Source organism: Nitratireductor aquibiodomus NL21 = JCM 21793 (assembly GCF_000615975.1).
In the GTDB taxonomy this organism is placed as follows: domain Bacteria; phylum Pseudomonadota; class Alphaproteobacteria; order Rhizobiales; family Rhizobiaceae; genus Nitratireductor; species Nitratireductor aquibiodomus.
This window is the reverse complement of sequence record NZ_BAMP01000045.1, coordinates 13,735-33,187: the sequence shown is the minus strand read 5'-3', so window position 1 is coordinate 33,187 and position 19,453 is coordinate 13,735. Positions and strand designations below refer to the sequence as shown.

The window sequence follows — 19,453 nt, the reverse complement described above, 5'->3', positions numbered from 1 at the left end:
CCGCAAACAGTCCGCCCGCCATGCCAATCACGATCTGCGCGGCAAACAGCGCCCCGAAGCCGCCACTTGCGGCAGCCGTCAGATTGCCCGCGACGAACGCCATCATGCTAGGGCGATGACCCGGCGCCGGTTCATCGCGCCGGTCAGCGCCGAGAGAATGGGGGTGCCGATCGCATAGGCAAGCGAGTAGGCAGAAACGAGATAGCCGGCCTCGGCGACCGTTACCCCGGTGTCAGAGGCAATCAATGGCAAAAGGCCGGCGAAGACGAAAGCGACCGTGCTGACGGCAAAGGCACCGAGCGCCAGCAGGAAGAGACGCTTATCCATGGGGAAAATCCTTTGGTTCAAAATCCATTGAACTTTTGAACCAAACCTGCCCGATGTCAACCTCCGATCGCGTCGAGCCTGTCGGTTCCTGCCTTTGCGTCAGCGCAGCGGAAGGCGCCCACACCGTGGCGAACGGCTTGCATCCTGCCTGCGAAAGCTTAGTGTTCAGGACATGTTACAGCACCCGACCGTAGATCAGATATCACTGCCCCATGTGCTTGCCGTCCTGGGCGATCAGACACGACTGGCCATCCTGGGCGACCTTGCCAGACGTGGTGACGAACCACTCGCCTGCGCGGAGTTCAAGCTGTTGGGCTCGAAATCGAATCTGTCCTATCATTTTGCGAAACTGCGCGAGGCCGGCGTCATCCGTGTCGAGCCGTGCGGCACGAAAAGGCTGATTTCGCTGCGCAGGGACGATCTCAACGCACGCTTTCCGGGGCTTCTCGATTCCATTCTTGCCACCGCGATCACCCTGCCCCCACCCGAAAAGCGGATCGAACAGGCCGTCTGACCCCGGTGCCGCGTCGGCGCCAGTGCTATCCGTCGAGCAACCAGTCGAAAGACCGTTTCAAAGCCGTCGCGCCGTCGCGCTCGAACCACCGCCCGTGAGCGATGATCACGCGTTCAGGCGCCCAGCAAATCATGGTTTCTACCGCCTGTTTCAACGCCGGCCTCTGCTTTGCGAACGTCAGCCGCATATCGCGCGGCATCGCGCCATGCGGGGCCAACACACCGCCCAGCCGCGCCATGATGCGTCGCCACCAGTTGAGTTTCTGTGTTTCAAAATTCTCGATGAAATCCGTCAGAACGAGCGTCCGGCTTCCAATATGGAAAAACTCCACCTCGGTCATGAAGCTTCCAGAGATTGGCAGGGTGCGAATCTCGGCATCCCAAGGATAACCGATGTCTCCCGTGATCTCGCGGGTCGGAAAGTCGATATGCCCTCCGGCCTGTTCGCGGATGCGTGGTGCCATCCAGATTTCGGCCTCTGGATATGCCGCCCGCCAGAATGGCACCCACCAGTAGTGGATGCGGTTCGGCGCCACGATGTACCGGACGGGGCCGAGCGCATCCATCCCGGCACGCAGATCCTCCGTCATATGCGTTGGGGAGTGCACGAACAGTCCGCCACCGTTAAGCCGGAAAACGGTCATGCGTGTGGGAAACGGCATTTTGAGACCGGGCGGTCCAAACGGAATTGTAGGCCCGTCGACGATCCAGACGCCTTCCGCAACTGGTTTCAGTGTGTTGAGCGGCGGATAGGTTGCCGTCTCCCGGGGCGCTCCCATAACGATTCCCAAACGATTTCAAACATACCCGGGGGCATCGGCTCCACGCGAAGAATCGCGCCTGCCCAACCCCATTTTACGTCGCACTACGGTGTCACCCGTCCACAGCGAACGCAAGTTTCCGGCCATGATCGGCGCCCGTGTCCATTGGTAGCGTTGAAATCGTCATTTTCGGGGTTCCGTAAGGCCCGCCCATTGCCTATAAGGCGCGCCTAGCCCGACAATTTTTGCCCGGCCTGCGCGCGGCATCCCGCCCGTGCGGCGTCGGCTCACACGCGCGAGTGATCTTTCATGCCAAAACGCACCGACATCAAGTCGATCCTGATCATCGGGGCCGGCCCCATCGTCATCGGCCAGGCCTGCGAGTTCGACTATTCCGGCACCCAGGCCGTCAAAGCGCTGCGAGAAGAGGGCTACCGAGTCATTCTGGTGAACTCCAACCCGGCCACAATCATGACCGACCCGGAGCTTGCCGACGCGACCTATATCGAACCGATCACGCCGGAAGTGGTTGCCAAGATCATTGCCAAGGAGCGCCCCGACGCGCTGCTGCCCACCATGGGCGGCCAGACGGCGCTCAACACCGCCCTCAGCCTGCGCCGCATGGGTGTGCTTGAGCGCTACAATGTCGAGATGATCGGCGCCCAGCCCGACGCCATCGACAAGGCGGAAGACCGCTCGCTGTTCCGCGAGGCGATGGCCAAGATCGGCCTTGAAACGCCACGCTCGATGCTGGCCAATGCTTCCGACGTCAAGAACACCGACCGTCAGAAGCACGAGACAAAGCGCCGGGAACTGAAAGAGAAGCTGTCCGGCGACGCTCTCGACAAGGCGCTGGACGATCTCGAAAACGAATGGAACCTCGGCGAGAGCGACCGCAAGCAGCGCTACATGAACCACGCCATGGGTGTGGCCGCGCAGGCGCTCGACTTTGTCGGCCTGCCCGCCATCATCCGCCCCTCCTTCACGCTGGGCGGCACGGGCGGCGGCATCGCCTATAACCGCGAAGAGTTCTTCGAGATCGTCTCGTCGGGCCTCGATGCCTCTCCCACCACCGAAGTTCTGATCGAAGAATCCGTGCTCGGCTGGAAGGAGTATGAGATGGAAGTGGTCCGCGACCGCGCGGACAACTGCATCATCATCTGCTCCATCGAGAATGTGGACCCGATGGGCGTGCACACGGGCGATTCCATCACCGTTGCCCCTGCCCTGACGCTGACGGACAAGGAATATCAGATCATGCGCAACGCATCGATTGCGGTGCTGCGCGAGATCGGTGTGGAGACCGGCGGCTCGAACGTCCAGTTCGCGGTCAATCCGGAGAATGGCCGTCTCGTCGTCATCGAGATGAACCCGCGCGTGTCGCGCTCCTCCGCGCTTGCCTCCAAGGCGACGGGCTTCCCCATTGCCAAGATCGCGGCAAAACTCGCCGTCGGCTACACACTCGACGAACTGGAAAACGACATCACGGGCGGTGCAACCCCCGCCTCCTTCGAACCCTCCATCGACTATGTGGTCACCAAGATCCCGCGCTTCGCCTTCGAGAAGTTCCCGGGGTCGAAGCCGGTTCTCTCGACCGCGATGAAATCTGTGGGCGAGGTCATGGCCATTGGCCGCACCTTTGCCGAATCCTTCCAGAAGGCGCTGCGTGGCCTCGAGACGGGCCTGACCGGCCTCGATGAGATCGAGATCCCCGGCTACGATCCGGAAGGCGATCCGTCGGAAAACAAGAACGCCATCCGCGCCGCGCTCGGCACGCCCACGCCCGACCGCCTGCGCATGGTGGCCGAGGCCATCCGCCTCGGCACGAGCCTCGAAGACGTCCACGCCATGTGCCGCATCGACCCGTGGTTCCTGGAGCAGATCGCGGCGATCCTCGCCATGGAAGAGCGCGTGCGCGAGCACGGCCTGCCGGAAGATGCCGAAAACCTGCGCCTTCTGAAGTCCATGGGCTTCTCCGATGCACGCCTCGCGTCGCTCACGAAGAAAGAAACGGAAGAGATTCAGAAGATTCGTCATTCTCTCTCCGTCCACCCGGTCTTCAAGCGCATCGACACCTGCGCGGCCGAGTTCGCCGCGCCCACCGCCTATATGTACTCAACCTATGAGCTGCCGTTCGCCGGCGCTCTGGCCGATGAGGCACGCGTCTCAGACCGCAAGAAGGTGGTGATCCTCGGCGGCGGCCCCAACCGTATCGGCCAGGGCATCGAGTTCGACTATTGCTGCTGTCACGCCGCCTTTGCGCTGGCCGACGCCGGCTATGAATCGATCATGGTCAACTGCAACCCCGAGACGGTCTCCACCGACTACGACACCTCCGACCGCCTTTATTTCGAGCCGCTGACTCCCGAAGACGTGCTGGAAATCCTGCGCGCCGAACAGGCGGCAGGCACGCTGCACGGCGTGATCGTGCAGTTCGGCGGCCAGACGCCGCTCAAGCTTGCCGACGCGCTGGAGAAGGCCGGCATCCCGATCCTCGGCACCGCGCCCGACATGATCGACCTGGCCGAAGACCGCGACCGCTTCCAGAAGCTTCTGATCAAGCTCGGCCTGAAGCAGCCGAAAAACGGCATCGCCTATTCGGTGGAGCAGGCCCGCGTCGTCGCGTCCGAACTCGGCTTCCCGCTGGTCGTGCGCCCGTCCTACGTTCTGGGTGGCCGCGCCATGCAGATCATCCACAACGAGACCATGCTGCAGACCTATCTGCTCGATACGGTGCCGGGCCTCGTACCCGAGGAAATCCGCCAGAAGTATCCGGCCGACAAGACCGGCCAGATCAACACGCTCCTCTCCAAGAACCCGCTCCTCTTCGACACCTACCTCACCGAGGCGGTCGAAGTGGATGTGGACTGCCTTTCGGACGGCGGCCAGACCTATGTTTCGGGTATTATGGAGCACATTGAGGAAGCGGGCATTCACTCCGGCGACTCCGCCTGCTCCCTGCCCGTTCACTCTCTCGACGAAGGCCTTGTCGCAGAACTGGAACAGCAGACCGCAGCCCTCGCCCGCGCGCTGAAGGTCGGCGGCCTGATGAACGTGCAGTACGCGGTGAAGAACGGCGAAATCTACGTGCTCGAGGTCAACCCCCGCGCATCGCGCACGGTGCCCTTCGTCGCCAAGACCATCGGCCGCCCCATCGCCAAGATCGCCGCCCGCATCATGGCGGGCGAAACACTGGAAAACGCCTTCGCCCATTATGGCACCATGCCGAACGCGCGCGACCTCGGCCATATCGCGGTCAAGGAAGCCGTCTTCCCCTTCGCCCGTTTCCCCGGCGTCGACACGCTGCTAGGACCGGAGATGAAATCCACCGGCGAGGTGATGGGTCTGGACACAGACTATGCGCTCGCCTTTGCCAAGGCGCAGCTCGGTGCCGGCGTCGACCTGCCGCGCGAAGGAACCCTGTTCGTGTCGGTGCGCGGCGACGACAAGGCCCGCGTCCTGCCGGCCGTCAAGCGGCTCGCCGATGCCGGCTGGCATGTTCTGGCCACCGGTGGCACGGCCCGCTTCCTGCGCGAAAACGGCGTCGAGGCCGAGAAGATCAACAAGGTTCTGGAAGGCCGTCCGCACATCGAGGACGCCATCCGCAACCGTCAGGTCCAGCTCGTGTTCAACTCGACGGACGGTCAGAAGGCCATGTCGGACTCCAAATCGCTGCGCCGCGCGACGCTGATGCAGAAAGTGCCTTATTACACCACCATGGCAGGTGCGGAAGCTGCCGCCGAAGCCATTGTCGCATTGAAGGCCGGCAGCCTGGAAGTGCGCCCGCTGCAGAGCTACTTCATCTGAACGGCAGATCAGCACGAGCGCAGCCGCCCGTATGTGCCGGGCAGCTGCGCCTTACTTCCCTATGAACGGGCGCACCCGTCCTCCGCAACAGCGCGAAACCGCCGGCGATAGGCCATGGGGGAGACGCGGAATGCATCGACGAAACGCTGCCGCATGGTGACGGCGGAACCAAACCCCGCCGCCTCGGCGATGGTTTCCATCCGCTTGTCTGTGGTTTCAAGAAGACGCTGAACGAGCGCCAGACGCTGCGCAAGAATCCATTGTGACACCGTCGCGCCGGTTTCCTTGCGAAAACGGCGTGAGAAATTGCGCCTGCTCATGGCGGCTTTCTCTGCCAGACGATCAAGACAAAGAGGCTCGTTGAGATTGCCGGCCGCCCACTCCAGCGTTTCCTGCAGAAGGTCGCTCTGGAGCGTTTTGTGCAGGGGCTGCTCGATATACTGTGCCTGCCCGCCGCTGCGATGCGGCGCCACCACCATGCGCCGCGCAACGCGATTGGCCACCTCCGCCCCGTGATCACGTCTCACGAGATGCAGGCAGCAATCGATGGCTGCTGCGGTTCCTGCCGACGTCAGAACATCGCCCTCATCCACATAGAGCACGTCGCGCTCCAGAAACACATGCGGATAGCGATAAGCGAAATCCTCCGCAAACACCCAGTGGGTCGAAGCCCGCCTTCCATCGAGAAGACCAGCCTCGGCGAGAACAAAGGCCCCGACGCACAGCCCCACGAGCCGCGCCCCACGCGCATGGGCGCGTTGAAGAGCCTCCAGGAGAACATCGGGCGGCGCGGCGTCCGGTCCCGGCCAGGCCGGCACAATCACGGTATCCGCAGCCTCAAGTGCTGAAAGATCGTGGTCGACGAAAAGCGATATCCCCGAGGCGGTTCCGATCCGCCCGGGTGCTTCAGCACAGACGGTCAACTCGTAACGCGGGGCGGCCAGCCGTGCGAGATCATCGGCGAACACCATGCAGGGAACCGAAAGGTGGAACGGGCTGATCCCCTCGAAAGCCACAACCGCAATCCTGTGAACCCCTGCCTTGCCTGCCACGGCCCAATTCCATCGTTCTTTGTCATTCGGGACACTTGTACCTCAGGAGCAGGTAGAGGAATTTTCAGATCGTTACAAGTCGACTGGTAATCACACCACAAGTTACCGTAACCAACATTATAAACGAGAGACGAGACGATGACCAAAGCACTGCACGCGACCATTCGCACCATGACAGGAAGCGCGCCGAAAGAGGCGATCAAGTCAGATAAGACAGCGCTCATTATCATTGATTTTCAAGAAGAATATTTCTCCGGCAGAATGCCCATCCCCAATGGCGAAGCAGCACTGACAAAGGCTCTCGATCTTGTCGAGTGGGCAGACGCCAAGAAAATATCTGTTTATCATATACAGCACGTAACACCGAAGGGTGCGCCAATCTTCGCCCAGGGTGGGGAAACGGTCGCATTCCATCCGGAAATCCAGCCGGCGACGCATCATCATGTCCTGCGCAAGACGTCCGTCAGCGCATTCCCAAGCACCGATCTCGACGCCCGCCTCAAGGTGGACGGGATCGATACGCTCGTCATCGCCGGACTGATGACCCATGCCTGCGTGTCGGGTGCGGCGCGTGATGCGGTTCCGCTCGGATATGACGTGATCGTTGCCTCCGACGCCTGCGCCACACGCGACATCACCGGGCCGGACGCAAGGTGATTTCCCACGATGTTCTGCACGAGGCATCGCTGGTCACGCTCTCCGACACCTTTGCCGAAATCCTCGACACGAAAGCCATTCTCGCCCTGAAAACCAGTTAGAGCGCGAATCCGGGGCCCCGTATTTCAAGGCCCCGTGTGAATTTTAAGCACCAAGGACTTTTGCGATGAAACCGTATTTGAGAACTGCCCTGCCTCTTTTCGCGTTGCTGGCTGTGGTTGCGGCCTGCTCGGATCTGGCAACGCTCAAGAAGAAGATCGTTTCCTTCCCCGCATCGGAACTCGTGTGGATCGAGATCCCGGATTCGGGCGGCATCAGATATGCCAATGTCCGCGGCGACCTGGCGGGCGACGGCCCCTATGAGGCTTTCGTCCTGTTCCCCGCCGGCAAGGACAACCCGTATCACTATCACACCCGGTCCATCCCGACGGTGGTGTTAAAGGGCACTTTTTACGCCGTGGTCGACGGTCAGCGGACGGAATATCCGGCAGGTTCGTTCTACGATCTGCCGGGGCACCTGAAGCATTTCAGCGGTTGCGCTGATGGCGTCGACTGCCTCCTTTTCCAGTATCAGGACAGGGGGTTTGACCTTGTCCCGCAACGGGAAGAGAACGCGGCTCATTTGATGAAGTCCGAGCGCGCCCCTGCCGGGGCGCGCTCAATTCCCACGCTCGAAAAGACGACGCTAGCTGCGCCGGTAAAGCCACAAAACAAGTGGTGACAGCACGATTGTCAAAAGTGCCGGCGCAACAAGCGCAAGCACCACTTCGCCCCCTGTGGCCGTTCCGCTCATCAGCCCCCGCAGGGCCGTCGTCATGTGCGACACAGGGTTCCGCACCACAAACGCCTCCAGCCAGCCCGGCATTGTTTCCGGGCGCACCATGATATTGGAGGCGAACACCAGCGGAAAGATGAATGTGAAACCGATGGTCATCACGGTCATCGGTGTGCGGATCAGCAATCCGAGCACGATGAAAATCCAGCCGACACCAAAGCCGATGGCGATCAGAAGCACAAAGGACGCGACAACTCCCGCGATCCCCGCTTCCGGGCGATAGCCCAGCACAAGTCCCACGGTGAGAATGATCAGCCCCGCAATGGTGTGACGCAGAACATCGCCCACCATAAGCCCCGCAAAGGGCGAAAGGGACCAGATGGGCAGTGAGCGAAAACGTTCAAACAGGCCCTTGGAGAGGTCCGTCGACAGGCCCATGCCTGAATAGACCGAGTTGAACACCACGGTCTGCACCAGAATGCCAGGCAGGAAGAATTGCAGATAGTCGCTCGTGGACCCGGCCAGCGCACCACCGAAAACGAATGTGAACAGCAGCGTGAACATGAGGGGCGTCATGATCAGGTCGAACAGTTGCTCGGGCACGTGCTTGAATTTCAACACCGCCCGCCAGCCAAAGGTCAGTGCATTGGAAATTGCGGACGGCCGGGGCGGACGCGCCAGATTGGAAAGCATTGCCGGGCCGTTTTCCAAGGAACTCATGATGCCTCTCCCCCGGTCTCTTCTTCCATGGGCTGCCCGGTCAGTGCTAAAAACACCTCATCCAGGCTCGGTGAGCCCATAGAAAAGTCGGAAAGCTCTATCCCCGCTGAAATTAGCGCCGCAAGCGCTTCGTTGGCGGCCCTGGTGGAGCCGGCGACAACGGAAAGCTGTGCGCCTTCAGCGCTGCGCTGCACGGTCGCCCCCAAAGTCCGCTCCAGAATGGCTTCTGCCTCGTCCAGTCGTCCGTTGTCGGCAAGCGCGACATGGAGGAAGCCGGAGCCAATGGCCGACTTGAGCTCCCGGCTCGTGCCTTCAGCAATTTTGCGGCCACGATCAATGACGGCGATACGCGCGGCCAGTTGATCGGCCTCCTCAAGATACTGTGTCGTCAGAAGGATTGTTACGCCCGACTGAGCGAGCGCGCGGATCATTTTCCAGACGCCCTGCCGTGCTTTCGGATCGAGCCCCGTCGTGGGTTCGTCGAGGAACAGGACGCCCGGTGTGACGATTAGCGAAGCGGCAATATCGAGCCGCCTCCGCATCCCGCCGGAATAGGACTTGACCTGTTTTCTGGCTGCATCCGAGAGCTCGAAGGCTGCAAGCAGCTCATCCGCTCTCGCTTTGGCAAGACTGCCTGAAAAGCCCCAGAGCCGGGCGAGCATGACAAGGTTCTCACGACCCGTCAGGTCTTCGTCGAGCGAGGCAAACTGCCCGGTCAGTGCAATGGCACCTCTCACCGCCTGCGGGTCTGAAACAACATCGTGCCCCATGACGGTTGCGGAACCGCTGTCCGGACGCGCAAGTGTGGCGAGCAGGCGGATCAGCGTGGTCTTGCCCGCACCATTCGGCCCCAGAATGCCGAAGATCATGCCCCGCGGGACATCCAGATCGATGCCGTCCAGCGCCGTGACGTCTCCATAGCGCTTGGCCAATCCGCGCACGGAAATCGCAAGAGGCAATGTGTCGTGGGCGGCCGGCATGGTGCCCATCGGGTTCAAATCGTTCATGCGTAATCCTCCGGGCAGCCGTTTCCCGTCACTGCAAGACGGATCCGCGAGGCAGTCTCCGACAGCGCCGAGACATACACCAATCCAGAGTTCGTCAGAACCGGATTATCGAGCGCGCTCGAACGCTGCTGACACCTCCCGCCGAGGCCACATTTCAGTCGCGCAGCCCGGTTTCCCTGAGCAGTCCCTTACGCTTGGCATCGTAGTAGTAACCGCTGGCATAAAAACGCACCGCGCGATCTTCGTTCCCCTCGGCGGTGATGTACGCCCCACGGAGGTATTTGACCGCATATTTCAGATTGGTTTCGGCATCCAGCAAACCGGAAGCAGGGCCGCGATAGCCCATGGTCTGCGCTGTATCATGACGAATCTGCATCAGCCCCCAATAAATGCGGTTGCGGGCCGTCGGATTAAAATTGCTCTCCCGCTTCACGACCCTGCGCACCAGCCGCTCAGGCACATCGTAGATGCCCGCATACTGGGCGATCAGCGCATCGAGCTCGGCGCTGCGCGGAGCAACGGGGTCCACACTTGCACCGGCTTCCAGTGCCGTCAGCGCGGCGGAAGGCAGGCGCTGGCCCGCAAACGCTTCAGGGCTTACGTCTTCGCCGGAGATCGCGGCATCCTGTTCTGCAACCAGACTGTTCGCAACAACCGCCGCATCGGCGCTGCTTTCGGTGGCATCGGCTTTGGCCTGACCATCGCTCCCGGTCGTTGTGCAACCGGCCATGGATGGCAATGCGATCACGAGACCGATAACGAACATTCGGGAAAACAATGGCAAGGCGCATTCCTTCGATAAGATCATCCCCACCCGCGCGCCTTCTACCGTGCTATGCAAAGCGTGGCAATCTCATGTCAGGACAATGCCCGTTCACTCTTTGTACCATAGTGTTTCCATGCTAGACGTGGCACTGGAAACAGTGTGGTTGGGTGCGCCATGACCTACAGTGCTTATCACGTGTTCGAAACGGCCTTTGGCTTTTGCGGTGCAGGCTGGAGCGAAGTGGGGCTTGCGCGCTTCATTCTTCCCACGCCCGAGGCAGAACCCGTCGAAAGATTGCTGAGACAGCGCCTGCCGGTCTCCAGAGCCACTCAGCCGACAGGTGAAATGGCAGATCTTGTGGCAACCGCACAGCGCTATTTTGACGGCAGCGAGGAGACCTTTTCCAGCGTGCCTCTCGATCTTTCAGGCGTCAGCCCGTTTCACCGCGCGCTTTACACCGCCATGCGTCGCCTCGCCTACGGCGAAACAACAACCTATGGCGCGCTTTGCGAAAGTGTCGGATTTCCGAAAGCCACCCGGGAGACGGGCGCAGCCATGGGCCAGAATCCCGTCCCCCTCATCATCCCCTGCCATCGCGTGCTTGCCGCCGGCGGCAGGATCGGTGGATTTTCCGCCCATGGCGGCGTCACGACAAAGCAGAAGATGCTCGCACTGGAAAACGCTCGCTCGCCAAACGCGGTCCCTGCGCAGGGAGCCTTCTCATTCTAGCGGGAGTTGAATCCCGCACCTTGCACGCGAGCGCGCAGCACGCATAATAAACACGATTCGGATGGCCCCGGTGATTAATGGGGACAGCCACAATCTTGCCGTCAATCGGTCGATTTATCGACGGCATTTCTGTCCAGCGTTGGGTTCGTTGCGTCCGTGATTTTCAATCGGCGGGAATACCATGCTTCAATCTACCGACAACGGCATCAAAAATCGCCTGACTGAACCATCGGCGATGATCGCGGAGGTCAAACGCCTACTCACGAAAGGCGTTGCGATGGACCAGATCGCTCTCGAACTGTCAAAACAGTTCTATATCGACATCGATCTTCTCAATGCGGTGTTGCGCGCGATGCGCAAAAAGATGACATCCGGAAAGATGGACGAAAACGGCAAAGCACAAACCTCTGCCAGCATCGGCGACAAAGCCGCAGCCTGAACAGCCCGGACACAATATTCGCGCAATTTGTGTCGAATTTTCCCGAACCCGAACACAGTTTCAAAATCCCTCTCTGGTAGCAACGGAAGACAGGACACAACCCGTTGTACAAATTTGCACCAGAACCAGGAGAGGACGCTTCGTGTTGCTCGGAAATATATTGAACCTGCCGCTGATCGACAGATACACGCCGCCGGCCAGACAGCCAGACACTCAGGATCCTGCTTCCCCACTAAACGGGACGACGCAGCCCGAACCGGCTGATGGGGGAACCGCGGGCTCCGGTAATTCTCCGGGTCAGGCCCAGCCGACGCCGGGCACGCCCGGTTCTGGCAACAGCCAGTCTTCTGCACCTTCAAACGGCTCTGCCGCCGTGGAAAGCAGATACCGTGTCTCCTCGATGAACAGGTTGCCCGAAGAGCCCGAAGACGGTGTCAGGATCGAAGCCTGGGCGAGACGCGCGGCGCTTGAGGTCCAGAAAAACGAACAATTCGCGTCCATGCTGCAGCGCATTTCCAGCCCGGAATCTGCCGCCCGGATCGCTCTCCTCCACAAAGATCCTGAAAACGGTCCGGATCTCCTTTCCGTGGCCGCCGCCTACGGTGAAAATCAGGATAACCCGTCGGTTGCACCCGACAGCTCCGAGAATTGACGACAGGACAGAAGCCCGACCTTGTCGGGCTTCTGTTTATTCAGAACTTTGTCCGCGAGGCAGACGCAGGCCAGCCACACCGCCATCTCTCGCTCAACGAGACAACGACTTTCCGGGGATCGCGGAGCACCCGTGCAGCATTCAGCGGGCGCAGATCCATAGCAGAACCCGCCTCCTTCGGCCCGGCAAGCAGGTCACCCTGCACGAGATCGGCACCGACCGACATCGCCGCCAGAAGATGGACCGGGTCCTCGATCCCCTTGATCGAAACCCTGATGCCGGCGCGCTGAAGATTCTCCGCCATCTGACGCATCAATCGCACCGCCGACGTAATGTTTGCCACACGGCGAAACCATGAACCGTCGACGTTCACGATGTCCGGCTGAACCCGGTCGACGGCTTCCAGAACGTCAGGCTGCGCCCCAAAACCGTCCAACGCTATGCGCCCCCCCGCCGACCGTATCGTCTCGATAAACCGGCTGGAAATCTCCTGATCATCCGGCCCGGTGCCCGACACGCGGAACACCAGTGACCGCGGAGAAAGGGCCGTCTCCGCAAGCCGGGCGAAGGCAAGTGCCAGATGATCCAGCGCTTTGGGTCCGCGAAGCAATGCCGGCCCGAACGGAAGATGAAGCGAGAGGCCCTCCTGCCCGGTATGATGATGATTTCCGATATGCATCAGATTGCAAAGGGACTGTAGTTCTCCCTCTGCTGCGCTGTCGACGGAAGAGAAAAGCACTTCCGGTTTCACCGGTGTGAAGTCGAGCAGCGGCAAAACCGACGCCTCAAGGCCTTCCGGTATCAGCCTGCCGGACGAAATCCGGAAAGCAGGCTGATAGAGGGAACGGAGCCGGTAGACCCCGTACACACCCGTCTCCAGACCGATTTCATCGGCAATAAGCGCACCGCAGGCCGGGGATGCTGATCGTCCAGGCATCGTTCTAGGTTCCACGGCGACCGAAGGTGCGTCCGCTTCTGTTCGGCGAAACATCGCGTCTGGTTTTTTCGGCCTTGCCCTGCTCCAGGCGCTCCGCCGTGCCGGCAAGTGCCCGTCGGCGCTCGCTCTCCCGCGCAGCTCGAACTCTTTGAACGCACCGGGAGCCAGTTGAGGCCGGGCAAGCGCGAACCCCTGAACCATGGAGACACCGCAGCTTTCGGCGAGCTCAAGCTGCTGGCCGGTTTCAATTCCCTCGAAAACGGTGCGAATGCCCTTCTCGGAGAAGGCGCGGACCATCTCGGTCAACATCGCGACGCCGGGGGCGGATGCCAGAAGATGGCCCGTCCAAGCGCCGTCGAACTTGACGATGTCAGGTCCCAGAGCCTCTATGCGCCTGAGGTCGGAACTGTCTGCTCCGTAGTCGTCAACCGCGACCCGGTGCCCATATCCCTTGAGCGCCTGCACAAAGCCGAGGAGCGTTTCGTCCGATCCCGTTTCCTGTTCGGTGATTTCACAGACAACGCGTTCGGCCGTGATACCGGAATCTCTCAAGACAACCTGAACATCGCGCAGCGCACTTGCCGCAGAAGCGGCATCGACGAAATGCGATGGGTCGAAATTGACGAAAAGCGATGCCGTTTCACTGAGACTGACACCGGCGTTGAGGAGATGCAGCGTTCTTGCCAGCGTTTCGACCTGAAAGCGGTCGACCTCGGGAATGCTGGAAAAAAAAGTTCCGGGGCCGACCGGCTGCTCATCCCGAAAAGGACGGATCAACCCCTCATAAGCAGTCACGAGAAGACGGCCTTCACGAAAGGAGAAAATCGGCTGAAAGGCGGATTTTAGTGTGTAACCGCCCCAGATGCCCACAGCCGTCCCGTCATCCTGTCGGGCGATGTGGGCGAGGCCGATGCTGCGCGGCATGCTGCGCTTCCTCAAGTCTCGTCATTCATGGGGCTTAAAATGCCAGCAAACGCCTTTATTCGCCGTTAACGACTGGTTTAACGCCGCAAATCGGCTGGCCGCTTGCGATTCTTTCCGCGATCGGACATGAAGGACCACGCTGAAGCTCAGTGTAAATCTCACAGGAACCGGAGTCCTCCAATATGGCTTTCCTTGCCGATGCCCTTTCACGCGTAAAACCATCCGCAACCATCGCGGTTTCCCAGAAAGCGCGCGAACTGAAATCTCAGGGCCGCGACGTGATCGGCCTTGGCGCGGGAGAGCCGGATTTCGACACGCCGGACAATGTGAAGAAAGCCGCCATCGAAGCGATCAATCGCGGCGAAACGAAGTACACGCCCGTTTCCGGCATTCAGCCCCTGCGCGAGGCGATCGCAGCCAAGTTCAAGCGCGAGAACAATCTCGACTATGACTGGAAACAGACCATCGTCGCCACCGGCGGCAAGCAGGTTCTGTTCAACGCCATGATGGCAACGCTCAATGCCGGCGATGAAGTGGTCATCCCCAGCCCCTACTGGGTCAGCTACCCGGAGATGGTTTCCATTTGCGGCGGCACGCCGGTCTCGGCTGAGACCAGCATCGAGAACGGCTTCAAGCTCACCGCCGAGGCACTCGAGAAGGCCATCACGCCGAAGACCAAATGGCTGATCATGAATTCGCCGTCCAATCCTTCGGGAGCTGCCTATACTGCGGAAGAGCTCAAGGCTCTCGCCGACGTGCTACTCGCCCATCCGAATGTATGGGTGCTGACCGATGACATGTATGAGCACCTGACCTATGGCGATTTCAGGTTTCACACCATCGCCGAGGTGGAGCCGAAGCTCTACGAGCGCACACTGACCATGAACGGCGTCTCCAAGGCCTACGCGATGACAGGCTGGCGTATCGGCTATGCCGCAGGTCCCCTCGAGCTCATCAAGGCCATGGACATGATCCAGGGGCAGCAGACCTCGGGCGCATGCAGCATCGCACAGTGGGCGGCTGTCGAAGCACTCAATGGCCCGCAGGATTTCGTCGCCAGGAACAAGGCAATCTTCCAGGGGCGCCGTGACCTGGTGGTGTCCATGCTCAACCAGGCAAGGGGGATCAAATGCCCGGTCCCCGAAGGCGCGTTCTACGTCTACCCGTCCTGCGCCGAACTGATCGGCAAATCGGCGCCGTCCGGCAGGACGATCGAGACCGACGAAGATTTCGTATCTGAACTCCTCGAAGCGGAAGGCGTGGCCGTCGTGCACGGCTCTGCCTTTGGTCTCGGCCCCAATTTCCGCATCTCCTACGCCACTTCCGAGGCCCTTCTCGAAGAGGCATGCAACAGGATCCAGCGCTTCACGGCTTCACTGAAGTAGAAGCAGCTTCGATATCCGGCTATTGCGCCGCAAAATTTTCTTTCTGCGGCGCAATAGTATTAACGCCCTCTTTAAGTTTCGTATTGTTCTCTCCTTTCCAAGGGTTTTGGGGAGACATCGGGGGTCATGAGCATCCTCTCCACCGTGCGCCGCAACGGCAAGCGTGTTTATATCGGCGTTCAGACGCTGCTGATCACTGCGACCGCGCTCGCCGCCGCCGCCTATTTTCTGGCGCCTGGCGAAAGCAGTGTATCGGACTGGCTGCTTTTCACCTGCCTTGCGCTCAGCATCGCCGGCCTGGGTCTGCTTGAGTACCTCAAACGCACTGTCACCGATCAGCTGAGGGATGCCGTGCGCATCGAGGCCGAGCGCACACGTCTTACCGAAAACGACCTTCTCACCGGCGCCCTGACCCGCGGGCGGTTTCTCGACGAGCTCAACACCAGCATCGGCACGCTCTCGAAGCCGCGCCGCATCATGCTCCTGCTTGTCGACCTCGACCATTTCAAGCAGCTCAATGACGGGTTCGGCCACCAGTTCGGAGACGAAGCGCTGGCACATCTGGTCGCCTGCGCGAAGCACTGTTTCCCCGATTGCACCATCGGCCGGCTCGGCGGCGACGAATTCGCCATCCTGATGTATGGCAACGATCTCGCGCGCTGCCGCTCCCGTGCCGAGAAACTGCTCGCCATGCTGCAGAGAGGCCGGGCCTGCGAGGGGCATCAGATACCACTCGGCGCATCGATCGGTATAGCTGTGGCGCCCCAGCATGCGAGCAGCCACAAAGAACTTCCCCTGCTGGCCGATCTTGCCCTGTACGAGAGCAAGGGCGCCGGGCGCGGCCGTATCACCGTCTTCGATCCCGACATGCTGTCGGAAAAACGCCAGCGCCGCTTCATGGAGCGCGAGTTGCGTGCCGCGATCTATCTCAACGAGCTGGAGCTTCACTACCAGCCCCTGACCGATTCCGAACGCAACTGCACCGAGCTGGAAGGTCTGGTGCGCTGGCGCCATCCCGTGCGCGGCATGGTCTCGCCAGCCGAATTCATCCCCGTGGCCGAGAGGTCGAACCTGATTGACATGGTCGGCGAATGGGTGTTTCGCCGTGCGTGCCTCGACCTCGACCGTTTCGCCTGCAACCGCATTAGCATCAATGTCTCGGGCGAACAGCTCAAGCGCGATGGTCTCGTGCACATGCTCGATCGCGTGCTGCGTGAGACGGGGGCTTCAGCAAACCGGTTCGTCCTCGAAATCACCGAGACCGTCGCCACCGCTGCGACGCCTGAAATCATCGCCCGCATCGAACGGCTGCGCGAGATGGGTTTCCACATCGCGCTGGACGATTTCGGCACCGGCCATTGCGGTTTCAACTACATCAAGACGCTGCCCATTGATGCGATCAAGATCGACCGCAGCTACATCCGCAACCTTGGACATGACCGCATTGCCCAGGTGTTCGTCTCAGCCCTCACCCAGATCGCGCGCATTCAGGGTCTCACAATCGTTGCCGAGGGGATCGAGACCGAAGAAGAGTTCGATCTTGCGCGCGCCGCCGGCTGCAACCGCTTCCAGGGCTATTTTCTCGGACGGCCTGAGGCCGCGCCTGCGATCCACAGCAAGAGCGACAACGTCGAGCGTCTGGCATTGACCGCCTGAGAGCCCTTGCCCAAATCCCAAAGCCATGTGACGATATTTGACGGGGAGCGTTGGCGCACCGGCATGTGAGTGCCGCAAACGGGTCTCTCAAGGGCGGAGAATGCTCCTGATCATCCGTCTACGCGCCACGACCGCGCGACGGCCGCACAGGCCGGCCGCCGCTCATGAAACGTGTGCAGGTAAACGCGTGAGAGGAGGCCGCCAGCCATGGGAAAACGCTCGGGAGAAAGAAGCCGCGGACCGAAATGCATCGCCATTGTCGGTCCGTTTGCAAGTGGCAAGACAACCCTGCTCGAAGCCATTCTGGAGCGAACCGGCGCCATAATGAAGCAGGCGAGCACGGGATCCGGCACGGTCGGTGATCATTCGGCAGAAGCCAGGGCGCATCAGATGAGCGTCGAGGCGAACATCGCCACCACCGGCTTTCTCGATGAAAGCATCACCTTTGTCGACTGCCCAGCTCCATCGAGTTCGCCCATGAGGCGGATCCGGTTCTGGCGGCAGCCGACATGGCCATTGTCGTCACCGAACCGGACGAGAAAAAGATCGCCGCCCTGCAGCTCACTTTGCACAGGCTCGACGAGCTTGGCATCCCGCGCATGATCTTTCTCAACAAGATCGAGCACGCCACCCTGGGTGTGCGCGACATGTTGAAGATGCTGCAGCCCACCAGCGACACGCCGCTGCTTCTACGCCAGATTCCCCTGCGCAAGGACGGCATTGTCATCGGCTCCATCGATCTCGCACTTGAACGCGCCTACATCTACCGCGAGCATGCGAGCAGCGAGATTGCGCCCATTTCCGACGACGACAGGGCGCGCGAGGTCGAGGCACGGTTTTCCATGCTGGAAACGCTTGCCGACCATGACGACAGGTTGATGGAGCAACTGCTCGAGGAGATCGAACCGCCACGCGACGCGATATTCGACGATCTGGCAGCGGACCTGCGCGAAGGCACGGTAACACCGGTGCTGATCGGATCGGCTGAGAAAGGCAACGGCATACTACGGCTTTTAAAGGCGATTCGGCACGATTCGCCAGATGTTGAAGCCACACGGGAACGGCTCGGCCTGAAAGATGCCGGGGAAGCCGTTCTCCAGGTCATGAAGACAATCCACACACCACACGGTGGCAAGCTGTCCGTCTCCCGGGTTCTTTGCGGCTCGGTCGGGGACGGCACGGAACTGCGCAGCGGCAACACAGTCGACAAGGTCTCCGGTCTCTACACCCTTCTCGGGCGCGAACAGACCAAGGTGGCGAAAGCGGAAGCCGGCGAGACCGTCGCTCTCGGCAAGCTCGAAGGTGTCCGGACGGGTGATACACTGACAACCGCCAAAGCGCCGCTTGCGCCCCTCATCGCGCTGGAGAGCCCGCAGGCAGTCTATTCGGTCGCGGTACACCCGAGCGAACGCAAGGACGAGGCAAAGCTCTCGCTCGCTCTGCAGAAACTCATCGAGGAAGATCCCTCGCTCGGTCTCGAGCAGAGGCAGGAGACCGGCGAGACCGTCTTGTGCGGCCAGGGCGAGATGCATCTGCGCGTCACCCGCGAACGCCTCGAAGGCAAATACCAGATCCCCGTGGACACGGCCGTGCCAAGCGTTGCCTACCGCGAAACGATCCGCAAGGGCACCACCAGGCGCGGCCGGCACAAGAAACAGTCGGGCGGTCACGGCCAGTTCGGCGATGTCGTTCTCGACATACGCCCCCTGCCCCGCGGGTCCGGCTTCGAGTTCACCGACACGATCACTGGCGGCGTTGTGCCCAAACAGTACATACCGTCTGTGGAAACCGGCGTTCGGGACTTTCTGAAATCCGGGCCGCTCGGCTTCCCGGTCATCGACCTTGCCGTCAATCTCGCGGACGGCTCCTACCATTCCGTCGACTCCTCCGACATGGCCTTCCAGCTTGCCGGGCGTCTCGCCATGAAGGAAGGGCTCGGCGAATGCTCGCCCGTCCTGCTGGAGCCCGTCCTCAGGATCGAGGTTTACACGCCATCGGATGCCACAGCCCGTATCACCGCCATCCTGTCGCAGCGGCGCGGCCAGATTCTCGGCTTCGACGCGCGCCCGGGGTGGAGTGGTTGGGATGTGGTGCAGGCGACGATTCCCGCATCCGAGACCGGCGACCTGATCATCGAACTGCGCTCCGCCACCGCTGGCGTCGCCAGCTATCGCGCCACTTTTGATCACATGGCGGAGTTGACCGGGCGGTTGGCCGATGCCGCGATGAACGCGCAGGGCAAGGCCGCGTGAGGGAAACGTCAAGCTGGGAGGCTTCCACGCAATCGTGAAGCACCGTGATTTTGAAACGCGGGCGGGCAGTTCTACCACTGGCCTTGGGGTCAGG

General features: G+C 61.0%; 16 protein-coding genes and 2 pseudogenes. 10 read left to right on the top strand and 8 right to left on the bottom strand.

Translation table 11 applies throughout. The annotated features are described in order from the left end of the window. Positions 1–102: 102 nt before the first annotated feature. Positions 103–327 (bottom strand): MFS transporter, encoded by a 225-nt coding sequence (locus JCM21793_RS13410; protein ID WP_025030706.1) that lies wholly within the window; start codon positions 325–327, stop codon positions 103–105. Between the two features lie 172 nt (positions 328–499). On the opposite strand from JCM21793_RS13410, the gene JCM21793_RS13405 reads away from it, so the two are divergent. Further along, positions 500–841, top strand: a complete 342-nt coding sequence (locus JCM21793_RS13405) for an ArsR/SmtB family transcription factor (RefSeq protein WP_025030705.1) — start codon at positions 500–502, stop codon at positions 839–841. A gap of 25 nt (positions 842–866) precedes the next feature. Here JCM21793_RS13405 and JCM21793_RS13400 read toward each other — a convergent pair whose 3' ends face one another. Next, a complete protein-coding gene (locus tag JCM21793_RS13400) occupies positions 867–1,619 on the bottom strand; it encodes a DUF4336 domain-containing protein (RefSeq protein WP_025030704.1) in 753 nt (250 codons plus the stop codon). A 291-nt stretch (positions 1,620–1,910) separates the two neighbouring features. On the opposite strand from JCM21793_RS13400, the gene carB reads away from it, so the two are divergent. Beyond that, the gene (carB, locus tag JCM21793_RS13395) at positions 1,911–5,408 is read left to right on the top strand and encodes a carbamoyl-phosphate synthase large subunit (RefSeq protein ID WP_025030703.1); all 3,498 of its coding nucleotides are present in this window, start codon (positions 1,911–1,913) and stop codon (positions 5,406–5,408) included. 59 nt (positions 5,409–5,467) lie between these two features. Here carB and JCM21793_RS13390 read toward each other — a convergent pair whose 3' ends face one another. Next, entirely contained in the window at positions 5,468–6,460 is a 993-nt protein-coding gene (locus JCM21793_RS13390) for a GlxA family transcriptional regulator (protein ID WP_025030702.1), read from the bottom strand. A 138-nt stretch (positions 6,461–6,598) separates the two neighbouring features. Here JCM21793_RS13390 and JCM21793_RS25885 point away from each other — a divergent pair, with 138 nt between their 5' ends. Together JCM21793_RS25885 and JCM21793_RS25880 are read left to right on the top strand one after the other, a co-directional pair. Next, on the top strand, positions 6,599–7,117 hold the full coding sequence (locus JCM21793_RS25885) for a cysteine hydrolase family protein (protein ID WP_244439757.1): 519 nt from the start codon (positions 6,599–6,601) through the stop codon (positions 7,115–7,117). Positions 7,118–7,283: 166 nt separating this feature from the next. Beyond that, positions 7,284–7,838: a cupin domain-containing protein gene (locus JCM21793_RS25880; RefSeq protein ID WP_025030701.1), complete on the top strand. Its 555-nt coding sequence runs from the start codon at positions 7,284–7,286 to the stop codon at positions 7,836–7,838. Here the strand turns inward: JCM21793_RS25880 and JCM21793_RS13375 are convergent. The 3 genes and pseudogenes from JCM21793_RS13375 to JCM21793_RS30340 form a co-directional block, all read right to left on the bottom strand. Beyond that, complete coding sequence (locus JCM21793_RS13375; RefSeq protein WP_007007468.1) at positions 7,803–8,612, bottom strand: ABC transporter permease; 810 nt, start codon at positions 8,610–8,612, stop codon at positions 7,803–7,805. The two genes, JCM21793_RS25880 and JCM21793_RS13375, sit on opposite strands and share 36 nt — an antisense overlap. Continuing rightward, positions 8,609–9,619, bottom strand: coding sequence for a daunorubicin resistance protein DrrA family ABC transporter ATP-binding protein (locus tag JCM21793_RS13370; protein WP_025030700.1), 1,011 nt, complete (start codon positions 9,617–9,619; stop codon positions 8,609–8,611). Before JCM21793_RS13370 ends, JCM21793_RS13375 begins: the two co-directional genes overlap by 4 nt. Positions 9,620–9,773: 154 nt before the next feature. Continuing rightward, positions 9,774–10,133: pseudogene (locus JCM21793_RS30340) on the bottom strand (transglycosylase SLT domain-containing protein); the annotation flags it as partial. A 426-nt stretch (positions 10,134–10,559) separates the two neighbouring features. Here JCM21793_RS30340 and JCM21793_RS13360 point away from each other — a divergent pair. Together JCM21793_RS13360 and JCM21793_RS13355 are read left to right on the top strand one after the other, a co-directional pair. After that, positions 10,560–11,114 (top strand): methylated-DNA--[protein]-cysteine S-methyltransferase, encoded by a 555-nt coding sequence (locus JCM21793_RS13360; protein WP_025030698.1) that lies wholly within the window; start codon positions 10,560–10,562, stop codon positions 11,112–11,114. 181 nt (positions 11,115–11,295) lie between these two features. After that, the gene (locus tag JCM21793_RS13355; protein ID WP_007007464.1) at positions 11,296–11,553 is read left to right on the top strand and encodes a hypothetical protein; all 258 of its coding nucleotides are present in this window, start codon (positions 11,296–11,298) and stop codon (positions 11,551–11,553) included. Between the two features lie 297 nt (positions 11,554–11,850). On the opposite strand, the gene JCM21793_RS13350 is transcribed toward JCM21793_RS13355, so the two are convergent. Beyond that, entirely contained in the window at positions 11,851–12,054 is a 204-nt protein-coding gene (locus JCM21793_RS13350) for a hypothetical protein (protein WP_025030697.1), read from the bottom strand. Between JCM21793_RS13350 and JCM21793_RS29270 the strand changes: the two genes are divergently transcribed. Further along, complete coding sequence (locus JCM21793_RS29270; RefSeq protein ID WP_155983450.1) at positions 12,053–12,205, top strand: hypothetical protein; 153 nt, start codon at positions 12,053–12,055, stop codon at positions 12,203–12,205. The two genes, JCM21793_RS13350 and JCM21793_RS29270, sit on opposite strands and share 2 nt — an antisense overlap. 40 nt (positions 12,206–12,245) lie before the next feature. On the opposite strand, the gene JCM21793_RS31260 is transcribed toward JCM21793_RS29270, so the two are convergent. Beyond that, entirely contained in the window at positions 12,246–14,066 is a 1,821-nt protein-coding gene (locus tag JCM21793_RS31260; RefSeq protein WP_025030696.1) for an EAL domain-containing protein, read from the bottom strand. 182 nt (positions 14,067–14,248) lie between these two features. Between JCM21793_RS31260 and JCM21793_RS13335 the strand changes: the two genes are divergently transcribed. The 3 genes and pseudogenes from JCM21793_RS13335 (at position 14,249) to JCM21793_RS25870 (ending at position 19,359) form a co-directional block, all read left to right on the top strand. Beyond that, positions 14,249–15,451, top strand: a complete 1,203-nt coding sequence (locus tag JCM21793_RS13335) for a pyridoxal phosphate-dependent aminotransferase (RefSeq protein WP_025030695.1) — start codon at positions 14,249–14,251, stop codon at positions 15,449–15,451. 126 nt (positions 15,452–15,577) lie between these two features. Further along, the gene (locus tag JCM21793_RS13330; RefSeq protein ID WP_025030694.1) at positions 15,578–17,107 is read left to right on the top strand and encodes a putative bifunctional diguanylate cyclase/phosphodiesterase; all 1,530 of its coding nucleotides are present in this window, start codon (positions 15,578–15,580) and stop codon (positions 17,105–17,107) included. Positions 17,108–17,314: 207 nt separating this feature from the next. After that, positions 17,315–19,359, top strand: a pseudogene (locus tag JCM21793_RS25870) (elongation factor G). The last annotated feature ends 94 nt before the right edge of the window (positions 19,360–19,453 follow it).

Bases quoted from the DNA above. Each gene is read 5' to 3' on its own strand.
- JCM21793_RS13410 (WP_025030706.1), bottom strand. From the start codon at position 327: ATGGATAAGCGTCTCTTCCTGCTGGCGCTCGGTGCCTTTGCCGTCAGC.
- JCM21793_RS13405 (WP_025030705.1), top strand. From the start codon at position 500: ATGTTACAGCACCCGACCGTAGATCAGATATCACTGCCCCATGTGCTT.
- JCM21793_RS13400 (WP_025030704.1), bottom strand. From the start codon at position 1,619: ATGGGAGCGCCCCGGGAGACGGCAACCTATCCGCCGCTCAACACACTG.
- carB (WP_025030703.1), top strand. From the start codon at position 1,911: ATGCCAAAACGCACCGACATCAAGTCGATCCTGATCATCGGGGCCGGC.
- JCM21793_RS25885 (WP_244439757.1), top strand. From the start codon at position 6,599: ATGACCAAAGCACTGCACGCGACCATTCGCACCATGACAGGAAGCGCG.
- JCM21793_RS25880 (WP_025030701.1), top strand. From the start codon at position 7,284: ATGAAACCGTATTTGAGAACTGCCCTGCCTCTTTTCGCGTTGCTGGCT.
- JCM21793_RS13375 (WP_007007468.1), bottom strand. From the start codon at position 8,612: ATGAGTTCCTTGGAAAACGGCCCGGCAATGCTTTCCAATCTGGCGCGT.
- JCM21793_RS13370 (WP_025030700.1), bottom strand. From the start codon at position 9,619: ATGAACGATTTGAACCCGATGGGCACCATGCCGGCCGCCCACGACACA.
- JCM21793_RS13360 (WP_025030698.1), top strand. From the start codon at position 10,560: ATGACCTACAGTGCTTATCACGTGTTCGAAACGGCCTTTGGCTTTTGC.
- JCM21793_RS13355 (WP_007007464.1), top strand. From the start codon at position 11,296: ATGCTTCAATCTACCGACAACGGCATCAAAAATCGCCTGACTGAACCA.
- JCM21793_RS29270 (WP_155983450.1), top strand. From the start codon at position 12,053: ATGCTGCAGCGCATTTCCAGCCCGGAATCTGCCGCCCGGATCGCTCTC.
- JCM21793_RS13350 (WP_025030697.1), bottom strand. From the start codon at position 12,054: ATGGACGCGAATTGTTCGTTTTTCTGGACCTCAAGCGCCGCGCGTCTC.
- JCM21793_RS31260 (WP_025030696.1), bottom strand. From the start codon at position 14,066: ATGCCGCGCAGCATCGGCCTCGCCCACATCGCCCGACAGGATGACGGG.
- JCM21793_RS13335 (WP_025030695.1), top strand. From the start codon at position 14,249: ATGGCTTTCCTTGCCGATGCCCTTTCACGCGTAAAACCATCCGCAACC.
- JCM21793_RS13330 (WP_025030694.1), top strand. From the start codon at position 15,578: ATGAGCATCCTCTCCACCGTGCGCCGCAACGGCAAGCGTGTTTATATC.